Raw genomic sequence first — 18,037 nt, 5'->3', positions numbered from 1 at the left:
GATTCATCATGATTCAGTCGCAAATTAACCGTGATATTCGCCTGGTCCTGGCTGACCAGATCCTGCTGAGCAAAGCCAAAAAGGATCTCACATTTGCCCAGCTTGCGGACGGTACCGGCTTATCCGAAGCCTTTGTCACCGCCGCACTGCTCGGTCAACATGCCCTCCCGGCCGATGCTGCGCGCCTCATCGGCGAGAAGCTGGCCCTCGACAGCGATGCAGTCCTGTTGTTACAGACCATTCCCCTGCGCGGCAGTATTGACGATCGCGTACCGACAGACCCGACGATGTACCGCTTCTATGAGATGTTGCAGGTTTACGGCACCACGCTAAAAGCGCTGGTCCACGAAAAATTTGGCGACGGCATTATCAGCGCCATAAATTTCAGGCTGGATGTAAAAAAAGTGGCGGATCCAGAAGGTGGCGAGCGCGCCGTGATTACTCTGGATGGTAAGTACTTGCCAACGAAGCCTTTTTAATCCATCAGAACGGTACGCGCAGGCGTATCGTTCTTCTTTTATTTGCTCACAGGAGTAAAGCATGTCTGCACATGATAACTATCTGCAACAGGCGTTGGCCCTGGCGGCCCGTAACGTTGAACAGGGTGGACGCCCGTTTGGCGCGGTCATTGTCCGCAACGGCGTCGCGATCGCCGAAGCCGTCAATACGCTGCACCTGGATGATGATCCCACCGGACATGCGGAACTCAATGCCATTCGGGCGATTGCTGCCCATTCAGGCAGTGCAGCGCTCCGCGAATGCGTGGTTTACGCCAGCGGACAACCGTGCCCAATGTGCCTTAGCGCGATGTATCTCACCGGGGTGAAAGAGGTCTGGTTCGCCAACAGCAATGGCGACGGCGAAACGTTCCGTCTTTCTACGGCTGCCATTTATCAGCAACTACAGCAGCCTCTCGAGCAGCAAACCCTGCCCGTTCATCATCTTCCGCAGCCTAACGGTCTGGCGGTGTATCAACGCTGGGCTGAAAAACAGTCATGAACAAAACTCCCCGCGTTGGCCTGATGCTGCTGGTTCTGGTGCTGATAGGCCTGAACATGCGTCCGCTGCTGACTTCTGTCGGCCCGCTTCTGCCACAGCTGCGCGCCGCCAGCGGCATGAGCTTTGCCGTGGCGTCGCTGCTCACGGCGCTACCGATGATCGCCATGGGCGCGTTGGCGCTGGCAGGCGGGTGGATCAATCGCCATATCAGCGAGCATATCAGTGTCGCCTTGAGTTTGTTGATGGTGATGACCGGCGCGTTGCTTCGTGAACTGGCGCCGCACAGCGTTGTGCTGCTCAGCAGCGCTCTGCTGGGCGGCATTGGTATCGGGATCATTCAGGTGGTGATGCCCACGGTGATTAAGCGTCTTTTTCATCGCCGCATGCCGCAGGTGATGGGACTCTGGTCGGCCGCATTGATGGGGGGCGGGGGACTCGGGGCGGCGCTGACGCCGTGGATCGCGCAACACAGCGAACTCTGGCATCGCTCGCTGGCATGGTGGGCCTTGCCCGCGCTGATTGCTCTGGTTGGCTGGCTAGCACAACGCCGCTCCGCAGAGATGCCGATCACTCACCCGAAAGGTGCCGCCGTGCGCGTCGTCCTCAACCCGCGTGCCTGGACGCTGGGGCTTTATTTTGGCGTGATCAATGGCGGTTACGGCAGTCTGATTGCCTGGCTGCCGCCGTACTATATTCAACTGGGCAAAAGTGCGCAGTTCAGCGGCACGCTGCTGGCGCTGATGACCGTCGGTCAAACGGCGGGAGCGCTCATACTGCCTATGCTCGCGCATCATCAGGATCGCCGTAAATTGCTGCTTTTCACGCTGGCACTACAGATGCTCGGCTTTTGTGGTTTTATCCTCTGGCCTGCGCAATTGCCGATTCTCTGGGCGGTGGTGTGCGGTATCGGCCTGGGCGGCGCGTTTCCTTTATGTCTGGTGCTGGCGCTCGACCATGCCCGACATCCGGTAATCTCCGGTAAAATAGTCGCTTTCATGCAGGGGATTGGTTTTATTATTGCTGGCCTCTCTCCCTGGCTCTCTGGTCTCTTGCGCAGTCTGAGCGGCAATTACTGGCTTGACTGGACGTTCCATGCCCTCTGTATCGCCGGACTGATGGCGCTCACAGTGCGTTTCGTTCCCGCACGCTATCCACAGGAGTGGTCAGTCGCCGAATAAGGCACGAACGGAAGAACAGAGGATTAACCGGGTCGTTTCGGGGGGGCTGACAACGAAAGTGCCAGTTGGCTGGCACTTTCCCACAGGACGCGACAACCCAATATAAAAATGGCAATCATCAATAATAATGATTTATTGCCGTGCAAATTAACGCTTACCGTAACCCACCATAAAACGAATGATCAGGCCGCAGGCAGGTGAAAGAAAAAGAAACAATCCTGTGACCATTTCATCACCCGCAGTCAACCACATCGTGGTGTAGTATATCAGCACTGCCAGAACGACCATGCCAAGAAGCGCGCTAATGGCTGATATCCAACCTAAAACCTGCGCGATATACCCGCTGACACCCAGCATACTCGCGAGCAGAAAGGCTAAAAAAAAGATCATCGCTGTACCTCCTTTTTGCGTGAACTCCAAACCTAAATCCTTACTCTCCTTATACTTTTCATCATAAACTAAAGCGCCACCACCAGCAAATTTCACAACTTTTTTATAACAAGTCTAATTATACGAATATTCCGCATTGTGCTTTTCTAACCTTATTAAAAACAAATAATTAAAAAACACGCCATTATCCTTTATACGCCATGCAAATATTTACGCTTCTTGATTAATTATTTGTGGCTGACATTAATCCCCTGATGGTACATTATACGTCCAGCATTCATGCCCCTCGTGGTTTTATCCTGACGCAGTTTTACACTCTTAGCAGGAACCATTGTCGTACATGATGGCCTAAGACATTGAGTGTACCGCGTTGGAGAATTCATCTTCTGCGATACAAAAATGGGTATCTATAGAAGGTGTTTATGTTCCCAACATGCAAATTTTCCCGCGCGTTTCTGCATCCGCGTTACTGGCTCACCTGGTTTGGCCTCGGTGTGCTCTGGTTATTGGTGCAACTGCCCTACCCTGTTCTGTGCTTTCTCGGCACCCGGACGGGCACACTGGCGCGCCCCTTACTGAAACGTCGCGAGTCTATTGCCCGCAAAAATCTTGAGCTCTGCTTCCCGTCTTATTCTCCGGAACAGAGAGAAAAGATGATTGAAGAGAATTTCCGTTCTCTCGGGATGGCGCTGCTGGAAACCGGTATGGCCTGGTTCTGGCCTGACCGTCGCGTGCGTAAATGGTTTGATGTTGAGGGACTGGAAAACCTACAGCGCGCGCAGGCGCAAAACCGCGGCGTGATGGTCGTTGGCGTTCACTTTATGTCACTGGAACTGGGTGGCCGGGTAATGGGGCTTTGCCAGCCGATGATGGCAACCTATCGTCCACACAACAATCCGCTGATGGAATGGGTACAGACCCGCGGACGGATGCGTTCGAATAAAGCGATGATCGGCAGAAACAATCTGCGCGGTATCGTCGGTGCCCTGAAAAAAGGGGAAGCCGTCTGGTTTGCCCCCGACCAGGATTACGGCCCGAAAGGCAGTTCTTTCGCGCCGTTCTTCGCCGTTAAAAACGTAGCGACCACTAATGGTACCTATGTGTTGTCGCGCCTGTCAGGTTCCGCGATGCTCACAGTAACGATGGTCAGAAAAGCCGGTAATTGCGGCTACCGTCTGTATATCTCACCAGAGATGCAAGGCTACCCGGCGGATGAAAATCAGGCTGCTGCCTATATGAACAAGATTATCGAGAAAGAGATCATGCGCGCACCCGAACAGTATCTCTGGATCCATCGCCGCTTTAAAACCCGTCCAATGGGTGAAACCTCACTCTACATTTAAAAAAGGCCGCAAGGCCTTTTTTATTGCCTGTTACCCGCTAATAACCTTGATTATGTTATGGTTTTTATCCTCGTTTTTCGGGTCGTCACTCGCGTCGCTCAAAAGTGATTTATTACCCTCTGCAATTATACTGTCGCCGAATCACGACAGTTGTAAGTTACTAAAAGTAAATAAAAAAATCCCTCTTGTCTCGCCTCATTTTTAGGCGTACATTAGCGCCGTCTGGAGCAATCAACGCACAGAATTCTGAGGTGGTGCCGTAAACGAAATGAGGAATATTCTGGGTTTCGTTTTTACCGGTATCAGCTCTCTATAATCAGATGAGATGAAATTCATTCAGGCGTATCAGTTATTGCGCGGAGAGATGAAAGTGAAATATTTCTTTATGGGCATTTCTTTTATGGTCATCGTTTGGGCCGGTACGTTTGCTCTGATGATCTAAAGACAACAATGCAGCAAAAAACAGGAGCCGATGGCTCCTGTTTGCGTTTGGAAGGACTGGGTTTTACTCAAGTGTCTCAGAGGGTGATTTCGTCCCGGCTGGCAGCAAGCCATCGGCGCGGAACATTGATTTAATCCCTCTGATCGCCTGACGAATGCGATCGCGGTTCTCAATCAGCGCGAAGCGGACATGGGTATCGCCGTAATCACCAAAACCAATGCCTGGCGATACACATACTTTGGCGTCGTTCAGTAGTTTCTTCGCGAAGTCCAGCGACCCCATGCCGGCATACTGTTCCGGGATCTTCGCCCATACGTACATCGAAGCCTTCGGCATTTCGACCATCCATCCGGCCTCATGCAGGCCTTTCACCAGCACGTCACGGCGACGCTTATACTGCTCGGCGATATCCAGTACGCACTGCTGATCGCCTTCCAGCGCCGCAATCGCCGCAACCTGCAACGGGGTAAACGTCCCGTAATCGTGATAGCTCTTAATCCGCGCCAGCGCGTTGACCAGCGTTTTGTTACCGACCATAAAGCCAATACGCCAGCCGGCCATGTTGTAGCTTTTCGACAGGGTGAAAAATTCCACCGCCACGTCGCGAGCGCCAGGCACCTGCATGATGGACGGCGCTTTCCAGCCGTCGTAAACGATGTCGGCATAAGCCAGATCGTGCACCACCAGCACATCGTAACGCTTCGCCAGCGCGACCACTTTCTCAAAAAATTCTAACTCAACGCATTGTGCCGTCGGGTTAGACGGGAAGCCCAGGATCATCATCTTCGGCTTTGGATAACTTTCGCGAATCGCACGTTCCAGCTCGTTGAAGAAATCGATACCTTCCACCAGCGGAACAGAACGGACCTGCGCGCCGGCGATCACCGCACCGTAAATATGAATGGGATAACTGGGGTTCGGCACCAGCACCGTATCACCGTGATCGAGCGTGGCCAGCATCAGATGCGCCAGCCCCTCTTTTGAGCCGATGGTGACAATCGCTTCGGATTCCGGGTCGATATCGACATCATAACGTTCCTGATACCACCGGGAGATGGCCCGACGCAGACGCGGAATACCGCGAGAAGTTGAATAACCGTGCGTATCCGGGCGCTGCGCCACGGTACACAGTTTTTCGACGATATGAGGCGGCGTCGCGCCGTCCGGGTTCCCCATGCTGAAGTCGATAATATCTTCGCCGCGCCGACGCGCAGCCATCTTCAGTTCAGCGGTGATGTTAAAAACGTAAGGGGGAAGACGATCAATACGCGTAAAGCGACGTTCAGGGCGAGAGTCAGCCATAATTTCCTCAGATTCACGTTAGCGCCCGGACCGTCCGAGCGACGCTGCCACGATGGTGGCACGTTTAGAAAATAGCCTGATTAAAATCCTTCTGTCGAGAGGGAAAGGAAAATATTTTTTCGTTCACCAAAAGAGGAATAACAATTTTAAAAGGGGAAATAACAGGTTTTCGACACCGCTCAATATTACCTTCCAATAACATTTTGTTGCCATGATGATAACTATGAAAGCGGGCATTTTATGAGATGTATTGTAAATACACCAATCAACCATCAATCCCCTTTTAAAATTATGGTTTTTCCTCATTAGCCGCAAGATCTCAGCAGGCTGGTCATCCACCCTGAGGTTACCTATCATAGGGCTTTAATCCTTTGGCAAGAGTCCCCCCGTGCACGAAATATTTACCATGCTGCTGGCCGTGTTTGACCGCGCAGCGCTGATGCTATTTTGCCTGTTCTTTCTCATCCGCATCCGCCTGTTTCGCGAGCTGCTGCATAAGTCTGCCCATACGCCAAAGGAATTGCTTGCTGTCACCGCGATTTTTTCGATGTTCGCGTTGTTCAGTACCTGGTCTGGTGTACCGGTAGAAGGATCGCTGGTGAACGTGCGGATCATTGCCGTAATGTCCGGCGGCATCCTGTTTGGTCCGTGGGTCGGCATTATTACGGGGGTGATCGCAGGAACGCACCGTTACCTGATCGACATTGGCGGCGTGACGGCAATCCCCTGCTTTATTACCAGCATTCTGGCGGGCTGCCTCGCGGGCTGGATTAACCGCAGGATCCCCAAAGCCCAACACTGGCGCGCCGGGATTTTAGGCGGCATGCTTTGCGAAACGCTGACGATGATCCTGGTGGTCCTCTGGGCGCCAACCACTGAACTGGGGCTGGATATTGTCTCGAAAATCGGTATTCCGATGATCCTCGGTAGCGTCTGTATCGGGTTTATCGTGCTGCTGGTTCAGAGCGTTGAGGGGGAAAAAGAAGCGAGCGCCGCGCGGCAAGCCAAGCTGGCGCTGGATATCGCCAATAAAACCCTGCCCCTGTTTCGCAAGGTCAACAGCGAATCGCTGCGCCAGATCTGCGACATCATTCGTCACGATATCCACGCCGATGCGGTCGCCATTACCAATACCCAGCATGTGCTGGCCTACGTCGGCGTCGGGGAAGCAAATTACCGCAACCACGATGACTTCGTCAGTCCGACCACTCAGCAGGCGATCAATCACGGTGAAATCATTATTAAAAACAATGATGAAGCGCACCGCACGCCGGAGATCCACTCCATGCTGGTCATTCCATTATGGGAAAAAGGCGTGGTGACCGGTACGCTAAAAATTTACTACTGTCACGCCCATCAAATCACCTCATCATTGCAGGAGATGGCGGTGGGTCTGTCGCAAATTATCTCAACCCAGCTCGAAGTCTCCCGCACCGAGCAATTGCGGGAAATGGCAAATAAGGCAGAGCTACGTGCGCTGCAAAGCAAAATTAATCCTCATTTCCTGTTTAACGCCCTGAACGCGATTTCGTCATCGATTCGACTTAATCCGGACACTGCCCGTCAGCTCATTTTTAATTTGTCGCGTTATCTGCGCTATAACATTGAGTTAAAGGACGACGAACAGATCGACATCAAAAAAGAGCTGTATCAAATCAAGGATTACATTGCCATTGAACAGGCCCGTTTTGGCGACAAGCTGACCGTGATTTATGATATTGATGAAGAGGTCAACTGCTCCATTCCCAGCCTGTTGATACAACCGTTAGTGGAGAACGCCATCGTCCACGGCATTCAGCCCTGCAAAGGGAAAGGCGTGGTAACGATTAGCGTCGCCGAGTGCGGCAACCGGGTGCGCATTGCGGTAAGGGACACCGGCCACGGTATCGATCCGAAAGTGATCGAGCGCGTGGAGTCCAACGAAATGCCGGGCAATAAAATTGGCCTGCTTAATGTCCATCATCGCGTTAAGCTGTTATTTGGTGAAGGCCTGCATATACGCCGCCAGGAACCAGGCACCGAAATTGCCTTTTATGTCCCCAACCAGCGTTCGGCAACGGCTACGCCCGCCACGTTATTGCTTTAAGCCGGAGTAACACTGTGAAAGTCATCATCGTTGAAGATGAATTCCTCGCCCAACAGGAACTCAGTTGGCTGATTAAAGAACATAGCCAGATGGAGATTGTCGGGACGTTTGACGACGGTCTGGATGTGCTGAAGTTTTTGCAGCATCAGCGCGTTGACGCCATTTTTCTTGATATCAATATTCCGTCTCTGGACGGCGTTCTGCTGGCGCAAAATATCAGCCAGTTCGCCCATAAGCCGTTTATTGTGTTTATTACCGCGTGGAAAGAACATGCGGTTGAAGCGTTCGAACTGGAAGCGTTTGACTATATTCTCAAGCCGTATCAGGAATCGCGAATTGTCGGAATGCTGCAAAAACTGGAGGCGGCCTGGCAGCAGCAACAGTCTGGCGCTGCTGGGGTTGGGCCCGTGGCGCGTGAAAATGACACCATCAATCTAATTAAAGATGAGCGGATCATCGTTACCCCGATCAACGATATCTATTATGCCGAAGCGCATGAGAAAATGACGTTTGTTTATACGCGGCGGGAATCGTACGTGATGCCCATCAACATCACCGAGTTCTGCAACAAACTGCCGCCTTCGCATTTTTTCCGCTGTCACCGCTCGTTCTGCGTCAACCTGAACAAGATTCGCGAGATCGAGCCGTGGTTCAACAATACCTATATTCTGCGGCTCAAGGATCTGGAATTTGAAATTCCCGTAAGCCGCAGTAAGGTGAAAGAATTCCGCCAGTTAATGCATCTGTAGTCGGCTGAACTGTGCTGTTGCGCGGAAGCACAAAAAAATCAAACTTTGAGCATTTTAACCGTGGACTCGATATCAATCTCATCTTCCGAGAAGATTAATGTCGTGCCCTGGAAAGTGGTGATCGCCAGTTTTTTTACCGTGCGCATTTCACCCGGTGTCGCCGTAGTTTTCGGTCGGATGTTGCTCATCAGTAGCCCGACAGAGAGCACTGCATTTTCTTTATCAATCGGCGTGTCGGCCGGGATCTCTTCACTGAATACCACGAAGGACTTAATCGAGGTGAGCTTAAGACGCTCGCCCGCGATATAGATATATTTGCTGTCCGGCACGACCTTCACCGCATACGCAGAAAGACCTTTGTTGTTGGTGGTGGGCTCAAAGGTTACCGCCGCATCTTTCTTGAGAAGCTCAGGGTTGGCAACCTTAATCACATGAAAATAGCGATTATCGCCGTTCTCATCTTTGATAAATCCAAAACCTTTATCTTTAAACCACGTTGTGATTGTTCCGTTCATCGCCATTACCGTCTGGTTAATCCACTCAATTTTTTGCAGCGCGCAGTGTAAAGCACATTGCCTGCGCAGGCCACGTCTTTGGCTTAAGTCTGGATGATAAATTTTAGCGACATGAGAGAAAGTAAAGCCGCCGTCATTCGCCGGTCGGCTGAAAATGGGTTATCATCCGCACCCACTTTCCCGTCGGGCAGCCTGATGTCTACGATTATTGATACCTTTATTGCCCCACCGTGCAACGACGAGATAGAGACGCTCTATCAGGACGATCACCTGCTGTTGATCAATAAACCCAGCGGGCTGCTCAGTCTTTCAGGGAAAAATCCACAAAATCTCGATTCGGTACACTATCGGCTGGTTCAGCAATATCCTGGCTGCACGCTGGTCCACCGTCTGGATTTCGGCACGTCCGGACTGATGGTCGTGGCGCGTAATAAGGCCGTCAATGCCGCCCTCTGCCACCAGTTCAGCCAGCGCACCGTCAGTAAAGTCTACTGCGCATTGCTCTGCGGCCATCTGAACGCTGACGAAGGAGTGATTGATGCGCCGATAGCCAACGATCCGGCACGGTTCCCGCTGATGTCAATAAGCCCGGTCAATGGCAAACCCGCGCGGTCACGTTATCAGGTCGTCGCACGAATTAACCAACCGCAGGACGACGGAACTATACTGCCGTTGACGCGGGTCCAGCTCACGCCGGAGACCGGACGTACGCATCAGCTACGTATTCACTGCCAGCTGTTGGGGCACCCTATTCTGGGTTGCGACCTGTATGGCGGTCGCCTGCTGCCCGGTACAGAACAAACCGCACGGCTGATGCTACACGCCAGCGAATTACGCTTTACTCACCCCATTAGCGGGGAGCGCATCAACGTGCATCACGCCGCGCCGTTCTGAATACGACTTACCACATCAGATCATCAGGCACTTTAAAATCAGCATACGGATCGTCTTCATCCTGCTCTTCCTGACTCAACGCGCTGTGCAATACGATGCTGGTTGCGTCACGCTGCGCAATTTTATCGGCGACGCTGGCCGGGATAATCGCGTATTCGCTCTCGGCGCTGTTATCGGTAGACAAACGCGCAATCGCCAGACGTCCGTTAATCAACTGCGTCTGGGTCAGTTTATCGACGTAGATTTTCTTGATGAGATTGTTATCGGTGAAGTTAAAGCCAATGTCGCCTTTTGCGACAGTGATACGATTCATTTCAATCAGTTGCTTTACCTGGGCTTTAAATTCTTTCGCCAGCGTCGCCTGCTTTTGCTGCTCACTGAGCAGCTTGTCACGCTCAAGCTGCGCCTTTTTATTTTCTTCAACTGCCTCTCTTGCCTCACGAGCCTGCACGCGTGATTTTTTAGCCGTTCTCTGGACTTTCGCCATTTTTTTGCTGGTTACTAAACCCGCTTTTAGCATCTGCTCTTGTAAGGTAAGTTTCGTCATCTTTACTTATAAACCTGTGGAATGATGTCTGAGATTATACCTGCAATTTTTGCGGCGATACCAGTTGGCGGACGTGGTTTACGGGTCTCGTTATGCTCGGACAGGGTTACGGATGCCGCCTGGTCATAAACTGTAGACCCGTGCGACGCAGAGAACAGAGACCAAAAAACCGCGTGAGACACGCGGTTTTCCTGTGGAACGTGACTTACAGAATCTGGCCTAACGTCTGGCGTAAATGCGCGCCGGAACCGAGCAGACCGGGGTTATCGTGAACAATCAGATACACCGGAATATCCTGAACGTAGGCCTTAAAGCGACCTTTATCTTCAAAACCGCCACGGAAACCCGAGGCTTTGAAGAACTCCAGGAAGCGCGGCACGATGCCACCCGCAATGTAGACGCCGCCAAAGGTACCCAGCGTTAACGCCAGATCGCCGCCAAAGCGCCCCATGATCACACAGAACAGCGACAGCGCGCGACGACAGTCCGTGCAGCTGTCGGCCAGCGCACGTTCGGTAATATCTTTTGGCTGCAGATTTTCCGGCAGACGTCCGTCAGATTTGACGATCGCCCGGTACAAATTCACCAGACCCGGACCAGAAAGCACGCGTTCTGCAGAGACGTGACCAATCTCAGCGCGCAGGACCTCCAGGATGATCGCCTCTTCTTCGCTGTTCGGCGCGAAGTCGACATGACCGCCCTCGCCCGGCAGACTAACCCAGCGTTTGTCGACGTGAACCAGATGCGATACCCCCAGACCGGTGCCCGCGCCATACACTGCGATAGGTTTACCTTCAACCGGTTCCGCGCCGCCAAACTGGATCAAATGCTCTTTTTTCAGCATCGGGATCGCCATCGACACCGCAGTGAAATCATTAATGATTTCCAGATGACTGAAACCGAGATTTTTTTTCATCTCCGCAATAGAAAATGCCCAGGTATGGTTGGTCATAGCCACCCAGTCACCCGTAATCGGACAGGCGATCGCGATACAGCCCGCGTCCACTTTCACCTTGTGCTCATCGAGGTAAACACGCACGACAGCTTCCAGACTGGGATAGTCCAGACCGGAATAGGTTTTAGCCTGCGAGATGTCACCACTGTCGATATCACACAGAGCAAGACGAGCGTTGGTGCCGCCGACATCACCTACTAAAGCATACTTTGTCATTCTTCTACTGCTCCGCTAAAGTCAAAATAAGTCTTTGCCACACTGTAAATATACGGGGGCATAACAACAATCTCAGAAAAGCGAGTCCCCTGAAAATATCGATCCAGGTCACACAATAACTTTATCGTTTCAGCACCATTTGCAGCGATGCCATCTGGCTGACGCGGCAAACTGAACGTAAGACACGGTATTAAGGAAAAAAACATGCTCCATCCGCGAGCCAGAACCATGTTGTTATTGTCGATCCCCGCGCTGATTCTGGGGGTTGCATCCAGTTTAGTCCTGATTGTGGTCATGAAGTTTGCTTCCATCTTACAAAGCATACTCTGGCAACGTCTGCCGGGAAGTGTGGGGATTGCCGCCGACTCCCCGCTCTGGATCATGCTCACCCTGACGTTAACCGGGGTTCTGGTGGGGCTGGTGATTCGTTACAGCACCGGGCACGCTGGCCCTGATCCGGCCACCGAACCGCTGATCGGTGCGCCAATTTCTCCTGTTGCATTGCCAGGCCTAATCATCGCACTGGTGCTGGGTCTGGCGGGTGGCGTCAGCCTTGGTCCCGAACATCCGATTATGGCCGTTAACATCGCGCTAGCCGTTGCGCTGGGACGTCGGTTTTTCCCACGGATTGGCGCCCTCGACTGGACCATTCTGGCCTCGGCCGGCACCATCGGCGCCCTGTTTGGCACGCCGGTCGCCGCCGCGCTGATTTTCTCGCAAACCCTGAGTGGCTCTAACGATACCCCTTTGTGGGATCGCCTCTTTGCGCCGTTAATGGCGGCGACGGCAGGTTCATTGACCACCAGCCTGTTTTTTCACCCGCATTTCTCGCTCCCGATCGCCCATTACACCCAGATGCACATCGTGGACATTTTCTCCGGAGCCGTGGTGGCGGCGATTGCTATTGCCGCGGGGATGGTGGCGGTCTGGTGCTTACCCCGGCTGCACGCTTTACTGCATCGCCTGAAGAATCCGGTGCTGATCCTCGGCGTTGGAGGTTTCCTGTTAGGGTTACTCGGCGTGATGGGTGGACCACTGACGCTGTTTAAAGGTCTGGATGAAATGCAGCAAATGGCGTTCAGTCAGACGCTCGGTACCACGGATTTCTTCATGCTCGCGGTGATAAAGCTCGCTGCGCTGGTCATTGCTGCGGCCAGTGGTTTTCGCGGCGGGCGGATCTTCCCGGCCGTGTTTATCGGCGTGGCATTAGGTTTGATGCTGCACGCCCACGTTGAAGCCGTTCCGGCCGCGATTACCGTCTCCTGCGCTATTCTTGGCCTGGTGCTGGTCGTCACCCGTGACGGCTGGCTTAGCCTGTTTATGGCTGCTGTGGTGGTACCGGATACCACCCTGCTGCCGCTTCTGTGTATTGTGATGCTTCCGGCCTGGCTGTTGCTGGCGGGCAAACCCATGATGGTCGCCAACCGGGAGGACAAATAGTCACCCGCTGTTACGCGACTCCAGCGCCTGAGTGACCTTACGTAACAGCACGGGTAAATCGGCTTTTGGCAGCACGACCTCAATCAGCGAGAGCCGTTGTGGACGTGCCAGCCGGGCCAGAACTTCCTCGAGCTGGATGGCCTGAGTCACCCGCCAGCATTCAGCCTGATCCGCAAGGCTGAATGCCCGAGGGATCTGCGTCCAGTTCCAGGAAGCAATATCGTTGTACCGTTGTTTCTCCCCGTGGATAGCTCGCTCGACGGTGTAGCCGTCGTTGTTGAGTACCAGAATTACCGGCGTTTGCCCGTCGCGCAACATGGAGCCGATTTCCTGGATGGTCAGTTGCGCCGCGCCGTCGCCGGTTATCAGGATAACCCGACGCTCAGGCGCCGCCGTTTGCGCGCCAAACGCGGCGGGCAGCGAATAGCCTATCGATCCCCAGAGCGGTTGGACAATCAGTTCCGCCCCCGTAGGCAACAACAGGGACGCGGCCCCAAATGCCGCCGTTCCCTGATCGGCCAGGATCAGATCGCCGGGTGCCAGCGCCTGCTGCACGGTATGCCAGAAGTTCTCCTGGGTCAGTGGACCTCGTTCGATATGCAGCTGTACGGTCGCAGGTTTAACGGGCGGCGGCGCAATGGAGAGTTCCAGGCATAACTCACGTAACGTGGTAACCGCCTGCTCCATAGACAGTCCACTGAACCAGATGCCTCCCACCCGCGATGCCTGCGGCTGCACCTCAATTGTGCGTTCCAGCGCCAGTTGCTGGGTGAAGCCAGCCGTTAGCGTATCGACGAATCGGGTACCCACACAAATCGTCGTATCCGCCTCTTCTATCGCCTGACGGACGTCGTCACTGCTGGCCCCCGCGCTATAGGTGCCGACAAATCCCGGCTGTTGTTCATCGAAAAGTCCTTTTCCCATCAACAGCGTGGCGTGGGCGATAGGCGTCTCGGCCATCCAGCGTTGCAGGACCGGTTGTAGACCAAAACGGTGGGCGAGAAAATCGGCCAGCAGCGCCACGCGGGGACTGTTGATCAGCTTTTGTCGGGCATGGTAGCGAAATGCCGTCACCACGCTCCCCTGCGATTCCGGTGCAGAGAGGATCAGTTCCGCTGAAGGGGGCAACGCGGGACGTTTCGCCACATCAGCAGGCAGCATCAGGTAACCCGGGCGATGGGCAGTCAACATCGTACTCAGTACACGGTCAATCTCATGACAGGCGTTTTGCGCATCCAACACAGCGCTGGCCGCACACAGGGACTGGCTCATCCGGTAGAAGTGTTGGAAATCGCCGTCGCCCAGCGTGTGGTGCATCAGTTCTCCCCGACGCTGCGCGCCGCTACATGGGGCGCCAACAATATGCAGAACGGGGACATATTCCGCATAGCTGCCCGCCAGGCCATTCATCGCACTCAGCTCCCCGACCCCAAAGGTAGTCAGCAGCGCTCCGGATCCGGCGACCCTGGCATAACCGTCCGCCGCATAGGCAGCGTTAAGCTCGTTGGCACACCCAACCCAGCGCACGTGCGGATGGTCGATCACATGGTCAAGAAACTGCAAATTGTAATCACCCGGCACGCCAAACAGATGCCCGATGCCGCACCCGGCAATTCTGTCGAGCAGGTAATCCGCAACGGTGTAAGGGGTTTGCATGACAGCTTTCCTTCTGACGGTAACCTCATGTTGAGTATTGAAGAAGCGTCGGGGCTGTCCAGAAAGAGGCGGCGATGAGGGTGGAAAGCAGGATTTACAGTCTCCCGAGTGAAAATGTCATTGAAAAATCACCAGTGTAAACGTATACACTGGGGAGCTGAATTCACTGCGAGGGAAGACAATGGTTTACCAGCCTGATGAAAATCGCTATCAGAGAATGGCATTTCGCCGCTGCGGTCAGAGCGGCCTGAAGCTACCCGCCATCTCGCTTGGCCTGTGGCATAACTTCGGCGATACCACCCTGATGGAAAACAGCCGGGCACTGCTTCAGCGCGCATTTGATCTGGGGATTACCCACTTCGACCTCGCCAATAACTACGGTCCCCCGCCGGGTTCAGCGGAACGCAACTTTGGCCGCATCCTGCAGGAAGATTTTTTACCGTGGCGCGATGAGCTCATTATCTCCACCAAAGCGGGATATACCATGTGGGACGGCCCTTACGGCGACTGGGGATCCCGCAAGTATCTGATTGCCAGTCTTGATCAAAGCCTGAAGCGAATGGGGCTGGAGTACGTAGATATTTTCTACCACCACCGTCCCGATCCTGAAACGCCCCTGCGGGAGACAATGCAAGCGCTCGATCACCTCGTACGCCAGGGGAAAGCGCTGTATGTCGGGATTTCCAATTACCCGGCCGATCGCGCTCGTGAAGCTATCGATATCCTCAATGATTTGGGCACGCCATGCCTGATCCATCAGCCTAAATATTCGATGTTTGAACGCTGGGTGGAGGAGGAACTGCTGACGATGTTGCAGGAAAAAGGGGTGGGCAGCATTGCCTTTTCCCCGCTGGCGGGTGGACAGCTCACCGATCGCTATCTGAACGGGATCCCGGCTGATTCCAGAGCGGCAAGCGGAAGCCGTTTTCTGAATGCTGATCAGCTTACCGCCGGAAAGCTGGAAACCGTTCGCCAGCTCAATGCACTGGCTGAAAAGCGCGGACAAAAATTATCGCAGATGGCGCTTGCATGGGTACTGCGCGACGATAACATCACCTCGGTCCTGATTGGTGCCAGTAAAACCTCGCAGATTGAGGATGCGGTCGGCATGCTGGCCAATCGTCATTTCACTGACCAGGAATGCGCCGATATCGACAACATTCTGAACAGTAAGCGTGAGCAGCGTTTTTAGCAATTCGTGCTCTCATTCATGATTTAAGAGTTAAGGCGATGAAATGGGGCTTTACGGCCCCGTAATATTACGTTAACAGGCCGACTACGGCTTCGATCGTGAAGGAGATAAAGAATGTTCAGGTCACTGATTCTGGCGGCAGCCCTACTGGCTTTTACACCGCTTGCCGCAAACGCGGGCGAAATCACCCTGTTGCCATCGATAAAATTACAAATTGGCGATCGCGATAATTACGGTAACTACTGGGACGGCGGACACTGGCGTGACCGTGACTACTGGCATCGCAATTATGAATGGCGTAAAAATCGCTGGTGGCGACATGACAATGGCTATCACCGTGGCTGGGATAAGCGTAATGCTTACGAGCGCGGATACCGGGAAGGCTGGCGCGATCGCGACGACCATCGCGGGCGCGGGAAAAAAGGCCACGGTCACCATCATTAAAAAAAAGAGCCTTCGGGCTCTTTTTTATGGTCAAATCCTGCGCTTTTTATCCTGCACCATTTGCCCTTGAGCAAAAATATCCTGAACGTATCTTATCCTCATGAGAATTCACGTCAGGATTAACTTATGAATGCTAATTTTAAGAATGAAATTCAGACATTCGGTCGATCGCTGTTATTGCCGATTGCCGTACTGGCGCCCGTGGGGATGGTCATGGGAATTAGCTCTGCGTTAGGCCAGAGCTATATGATAGAAAAACTCCCGTTTCTCGGGAACGATATATTTAAAGCCATTCTTTCTTCACTGGGATTAATCAGTAGCGTCGTATTCAACAATATCCCGTTATTATTCGCGATGGGTGTGGCGTACGGCATGTCCAAAAAAGAGAAAGGGATTGCGGTTTTTGCCTCCGTGGTGGCCTATCTGACGCTACTTATCGCCATGCATGTTCACCTCAAACTGGCGGGTACACTGGCAAAAGATGAGCTGGCGCTCGTTGGGCAAGGAATGGTACTCGGTATTCAGACGCTGAAAATCGAAGCGCTTGGCGGCATTATTGCCGGGCTACTGGCGGCCAAAGTCACCGACCGGTTTTACCGATTGCAACTTCCTCTCGCCTTTGCTTTTTTCAGCGGTAAGAAATCCGTAGCGATTCTGGCTATCGCCTTTTCGATTCCCGTGGGGTTAATTATCCCTTTTATCTGGGATCTGTTTACTGCCGGTATGCGCGCCATTTCAACCATTATGATGGCTCCTAATATCGGTGCCGGGATTTACATGACGCTCAACCGTCTGTTAATTCCATTTGGTTTACACCATGTCCTGAGTTCTACCGTCCGCTTTACCGCGGCTGGGGGTACCTATCTCATTGACGGACAAACGTACGTCGGCATTTTGCCTGCGATTAATAAGATCCTGTTTGAGCTTGGCCCTTCCCATCCTGCCTGGAAGGAATATATGCCGACGCTCACCAGTTATCTGGCGTCGTCGCAAATGCTCACCACGCTGTTCCGCGTGCCAGCGATTGGGCTGGCGATGTATCACATGGCCTATTTTAAGAATAAGAAATTTGCCAAAGGGATGATTCTGACCGTGGTGCTCACCGCCATGCTGGGGAATATCACCGAACCGCTGGAGTTTTCCTTCCTGTTTATTGCTCCACAGCTCTTTATTGTTTACGCCATACTTTGCGGTTTGCTGACTATTCCACTGCAAATGCTGGACGTGTCCATCGGCTATATTCGCGGCACGATCTTCGACTTCGGTATTTTTGGTCTGATGTATGAACAGACGCACTGGGTAAATTTACTGCTTCTTGGCGCCATTAACTTTGTCGTTTTCTACGTCGTTTTCCGCTTCGCGATCGCTCGCTTTGATATAAAAACGCCGGGACGCGAAAGTGAAACGTCAGACAGTACCTTGCTGAATAATAAAGAGTACGACAAGGTCGCTGAACTGGTTATTCAGGGGCTAGGCGGATCCGACAACATTAAACATGTTGAAAACTGTGTGTCGCGTTTGCGTGTCGATGTGAAGGATCAGAAAAAAATGGACATGACCGTGCTGAAAGAATCGGGATCGCTGGGTACCTTTATCCCCTCCAGCAACCATGTCCACGTGGTCTTTGGCCCACACGTCGAATTTGTCCGCAATGCGGTAGATGACCGCCTTGTCGGCGCGAAATAAGCT

General features: G+C 53.2%; 18 protein-coding genes. 12 read left to right on the top strand and 6 right to left on the bottom strand.

What is annotated here, in order from left to right:
* Window positions 1-8 precede the first annotated feature (8 nt).
* The 3 genes from cynS to AOY24_RS00175 all read left to right on the top strand — a co-directional run bounded on the left by cynS (window position 9) and on the right by AOY24_RS00175 (window position 2,177).
* Entirely contained in the window at window positions 9-479 is a 471-nt protein-coding gene (cynS, locus tag AOY24_RS00185; protein ID WP_044258425.1) for a cyanase, read from the top strand.
* Window positions 480-540: 61 nt separating this feature from the next.
* Entirely contained in the window at window positions 541-999 is a 459-nt protein-coding gene (locus tag AOY24_RS00180) for a nucleoside deaminase (protein WP_042999946.1), read from the top strand.
* Window positions 996-2,177, top strand: coding sequence for a cyanate transporter (locus AOY24_RS00175; protein WP_054175937.1), 1,182 nt, complete (start codon window positions 996-998; stop codon window positions 2,175-2,177). The genes AOY24_RS00180 and AOY24_RS00175 overlap by 4 nt, the downstream gene beginning before the upstream one ends.
* A 147-nt stretch (window positions 2,178-2,324) precedes the next feature.
* Here AOY24_RS00175 and AOY24_RS00170 read toward each other — a convergent pair whose 3' ends face one another.
* Window positions 2,325-2,567 (bottom strand): DUF2545 family protein, encoded by a 243-nt coding sequence (locus tag AOY24_RS00170; RefSeq protein ID WP_042999944.1) that lies wholly within the window; start codon window positions 2,565-2,567, stop codon window positions 2,325-2,327.
* 422 nt (window positions 2,568-2,989) lie between these two features.
* Here AOY24_RS00170 and lpxP point away from each other — a divergent pair, with 422 nt between their 5' ends.
* On the top strand, window positions 2,990-3,910 hold the full coding sequence (gene lpxP, locus AOY24_RS00165) for a kdo(2)-lipid IV(A) palmitoleoyltransferase (RefSeq protein WP_044258423.1): 921 nt from the start codon (window positions 2,990-2,992) through the stop codon (window positions 3,908-3,910).
* A 370-nt stretch (window positions 3,911-4,280) separates the two neighbouring features.
* Entirely contained in the window at window positions 4,281-4,352 is a 72-nt protein-coding gene (gene ypdK / locus AOY24_RS24715) for a membrane protein YpdK (RefSeq protein ID WP_010723117.1), read from the top strand.
* A 63-nt stretch (window positions 4,353-4,415) separates the two neighbouring features.
* Here ypdK and alaC read toward each other — a convergent pair whose 3' ends face one another.
* The gene (gene alaC, locus AOY24_RS00160; RefSeq protein ID WP_054175936.1) at window positions 4,416-5,654 is read right to left on the bottom strand and encodes an alanine transaminase; all 1,239 of its coding nucleotides are present in this window, start codon (window positions 5,652-5,654) and stop codon (window positions 4,416-4,418) included.
* 388 nt (window positions 5,655-6,042) lie between these two features.
* Here alaC and AOY24_RS00150 point away from each other — a divergent pair, with 388 nt between their 5' ends.
* Complete coding sequence (locus AOY24_RS00150; protein WP_152967191.1) at window positions 6,043-7,740, top strand: sensor histidine kinase; 1,698 nt, start codon at window positions 6,043-6,045, stop codon at window positions 7,738-7,740.
* 14 nt (window positions 7,741-7,754) lie between these two features.
* Window positions 7,755-8,489 (top strand): LytTR family DNA-binding domain-containing protein, encoded by a 735-nt coding sequence (locus AOY24_RS00145; protein ID WP_042999940.1) that lies wholly within the window; start codon window positions 7,755-7,757, stop codon window positions 8,487-8,489.
* A 38-nt stretch (window positions 8,490-8,527) separates the two neighbouring features.
* Here AOY24_RS00145 and AOY24_RS00140 read toward each other — a convergent pair whose 3' ends face one another.
* The gene (locus tag AOY24_RS00140; protein ID WP_042999939.1) at window positions 8,528-9,010 is read right to left on the bottom strand and encodes a cold-shock protein; all 483 of its coding nucleotides are present in this window, start codon (window positions 9,008-9,010) and stop codon (window positions 8,528-8,530) included.
* Window positions 9,011-9,199: 189 nt separating this feature from the next.
* Here AOY24_RS00140 and AOY24_RS00135 point away from each other — a divergent pair, with 189 nt between their 5' ends.
* Entirely contained in the window at window positions 9,200-9,898 is a 699-nt protein-coding gene (locus AOY24_RS00135) for an RluA family pseudouridine synthase (RefSeq protein WP_054175933.1), read from the top strand.
* 7 nt (window positions 9,899-9,905) lie between these two features.
* On the opposite strand, the gene AOY24_RS00130 is transcribed toward AOY24_RS00135, so the two are convergent.
* Both AOY24_RS00130 and glk read right to left on the bottom strand, forming a co-directional pair.
* Window positions 9,906-10,445: a DUF2058 domain-containing protein gene (locus tag AOY24_RS00130; RefSeq protein WP_042999937.1), complete on the bottom strand. Its 540-nt coding sequence runs from the start codon at window positions 10,443-10,445 to the stop codon at window positions 9,906-9,908.
* A gap of 205 nt (window positions 10,446-10,650) precedes the next feature.
* The gene (gene glk, locus AOY24_RS00120; protein WP_042999936.1) at window positions 10,651-11,616 is read right to left on the bottom strand and encodes a glucokinase; all 966 of its coding nucleotides are present in this window, start codon (window positions 11,614-11,616) and stop codon (window positions 10,651-10,653) included.
* A 204-nt stretch (window positions 11,617-11,820) separates the two neighbouring features.
* Here glk and AOY24_RS00110 point away from each other — a divergent pair, with 204 nt between their 5' ends.
* Complete coding sequence (locus tag AOY24_RS00110; RefSeq protein WP_054175931.1) at window positions 11,821-13,056, top strand: ion channel protein; 1,236 nt, start codon at window positions 11,821-11,823, stop codon at window positions 13,054-13,056.
* Here the strand turns inward: AOY24_RS00110 and AOY24_RS00105 are convergent, their stop codons facing one another.
* A complete protein-coding gene (locus AOY24_RS00105) occupies window positions 13,057-14,712 on the bottom strand; it encodes an alpha-keto acid decarboxylase family protein (RefSeq protein ID WP_044258410.1) in 1,656 nt (551 codons plus the stop codon).
* Window positions 14,713-14,893: 181 nt separating this feature from the next.
* Here AOY24_RS00105 and mgrA point away from each other — a divergent pair, with 181 nt between their 5' ends.
* From mgrA to AOY24_RS00090, 3 genes are all read left to right on the top strand, one after another.
* A complete protein-coding gene (gene mgrA / locus AOY24_RS00100) occupies window positions 14,894-15,904 on the top strand; it encodes an L-glyceraldehyde 3-phosphate reductase (protein WP_042999932.1) in 1,011 nt (336 codons plus the stop codon).
* A gap of 114 nt (window positions 15,905-16,018) precedes the next feature.
* Window positions 16,019-16,348 (top strand): DUF2502 domain-containing protein YpeC, encoded by a 330-nt coding sequence (gene ypeC, locus AOY24_RS00095; protein ID WP_042999931.1) that lies wholly within the window; start codon window positions 16,019-16,021, stop codon window positions 16,346-16,348.
* Between the two features lie 126 nt (window positions 16,349-16,474).
* Window positions 16,475-18,034 (top strand): PTS transporter subunit EIIC, encoded by a 1,560-nt coding sequence (locus AOY24_RS00090; protein WP_044258408.1) that lies wholly within the window; start codon window positions 16,475-16,477, stop codon window positions 18,032-18,034.
* Window positions 18,035-18,037 lie beyond the last annotated feature (3 nt).

This window comes from Citrobacter sp. CtB7.12, assembly GCF_001297795.1.
GTDB classification, from domain to species: domain Bacteria; phylum Pseudomonadota; class Gammaproteobacteria; order Enterobacterales; family Enterobacteriaceae; genus Citrobacter_A; species Citrobacter_A amalonaticus.
The sequence above is the reverse complement of the archived record's forward strand: the minus strand, read 5'-3'. Positions and strand labels throughout refer to the sequence as shown.

Excerpts from the sequence above, each read along its gene's own strand:
- cynS (WP_044258425.1), top strand. The coding sequence starts at position 9 with ATGATTCAGTCGCAAATTAACCGTGATATTCGCCTGGTCCTGGCTGAC.
- AOY24_RS00180 (WP_042999946.1), top strand. The coding sequence starts at position 541 with ATGTCTGCACATGATAACTATCTGCAACAGGCGTTGGCCCTGGCGGCC.
- AOY24_RS00175 (WP_054175937.1), top strand. The coding sequence starts at position 996 with ATGAACAAAACTCCCCGCGTTGGCCTGATGCTGCTGGTTCTGGTGCTG.
- AOY24_RS00170 (WP_042999944.1), bottom strand. The coding sequence starts at position 2,567 with ATGATCTTTTTTTTAGCCTTTCTGCTCGCGAGTATGCTGGGTGTCAGC.
- lpxP (WP_044258423.1), top strand. The coding sequence starts at position 2,990 with ATGTTCCCAACATGCAAATTTTCCCGCGCGTTTCTGCATCCGCGTTAC.
- alaC (WP_054175936.1), bottom strand. The coding sequence starts at position 5,654 with ATGGCTGACTCTCGCCCTGAACGTCGCTTTACGCGTATTGATCGTCTT.
- AOY24_RS00140 (WP_042999939.1), bottom strand. The coding sequence starts at position 9,010 with ATGGCGATGAACGGAACAATCACAACGTGGTTTAAAGATAAAGGTTTT.
- AOY24_RS00135 (WP_054175933.1), top strand. The coding sequence starts at position 9,200 with ATGTCTACGATTATTGATACCTTTATTGCCCCACCGTGCAACGACGAG.
- AOY24_RS00130 (WP_042999937.1), bottom strand. The coding sequence starts at position 10,445 with ATGACGAAACTTACCTTACAAGAGCAGATGCTAAAAGCGGGTTTAGTA.
- glk (WP_042999936.1), bottom strand. The coding sequence starts at position 11,616 with ATGACAAAGTATGCTTTAGTAGGTGATGTCGGCGGCACCAACGCTCGT.
- AOY24_RS00110 (WP_054175931.1), top strand. The coding sequence starts at position 11,821 with ATGCTCCATCCGCGAGCCAGAACCATGTTGTTATTGTCGATCCCCGCG.
- AOY24_RS00105 (WP_044258410.1), bottom strand. The coding sequence starts at position 14,712 with ATGCAAACCCCTTACACCGTTGCGGATTACCTGCTCGACAGAATTGCC.
- mgrA (WP_042999932.1), top strand. The coding sequence starts at position 14,894 with ATGGTTTACCAGCCTGATGAAAATCGCTATCAGAGAATGGCATTTCGC.
- ypeC (WP_042999931.1), top strand. The coding sequence starts at position 16,019 with ATGTTCAGGTCACTGATTCTGGCGGCAGCCCTACTGGCTTTTACACCG.
- AOY24_RS00090 (WP_044258408.1), top strand. The coding sequence starts at position 16,475 with ATGAATGCTAATTTTAAGAATGAAATTCAGACATTCGGTCGATCGCTG.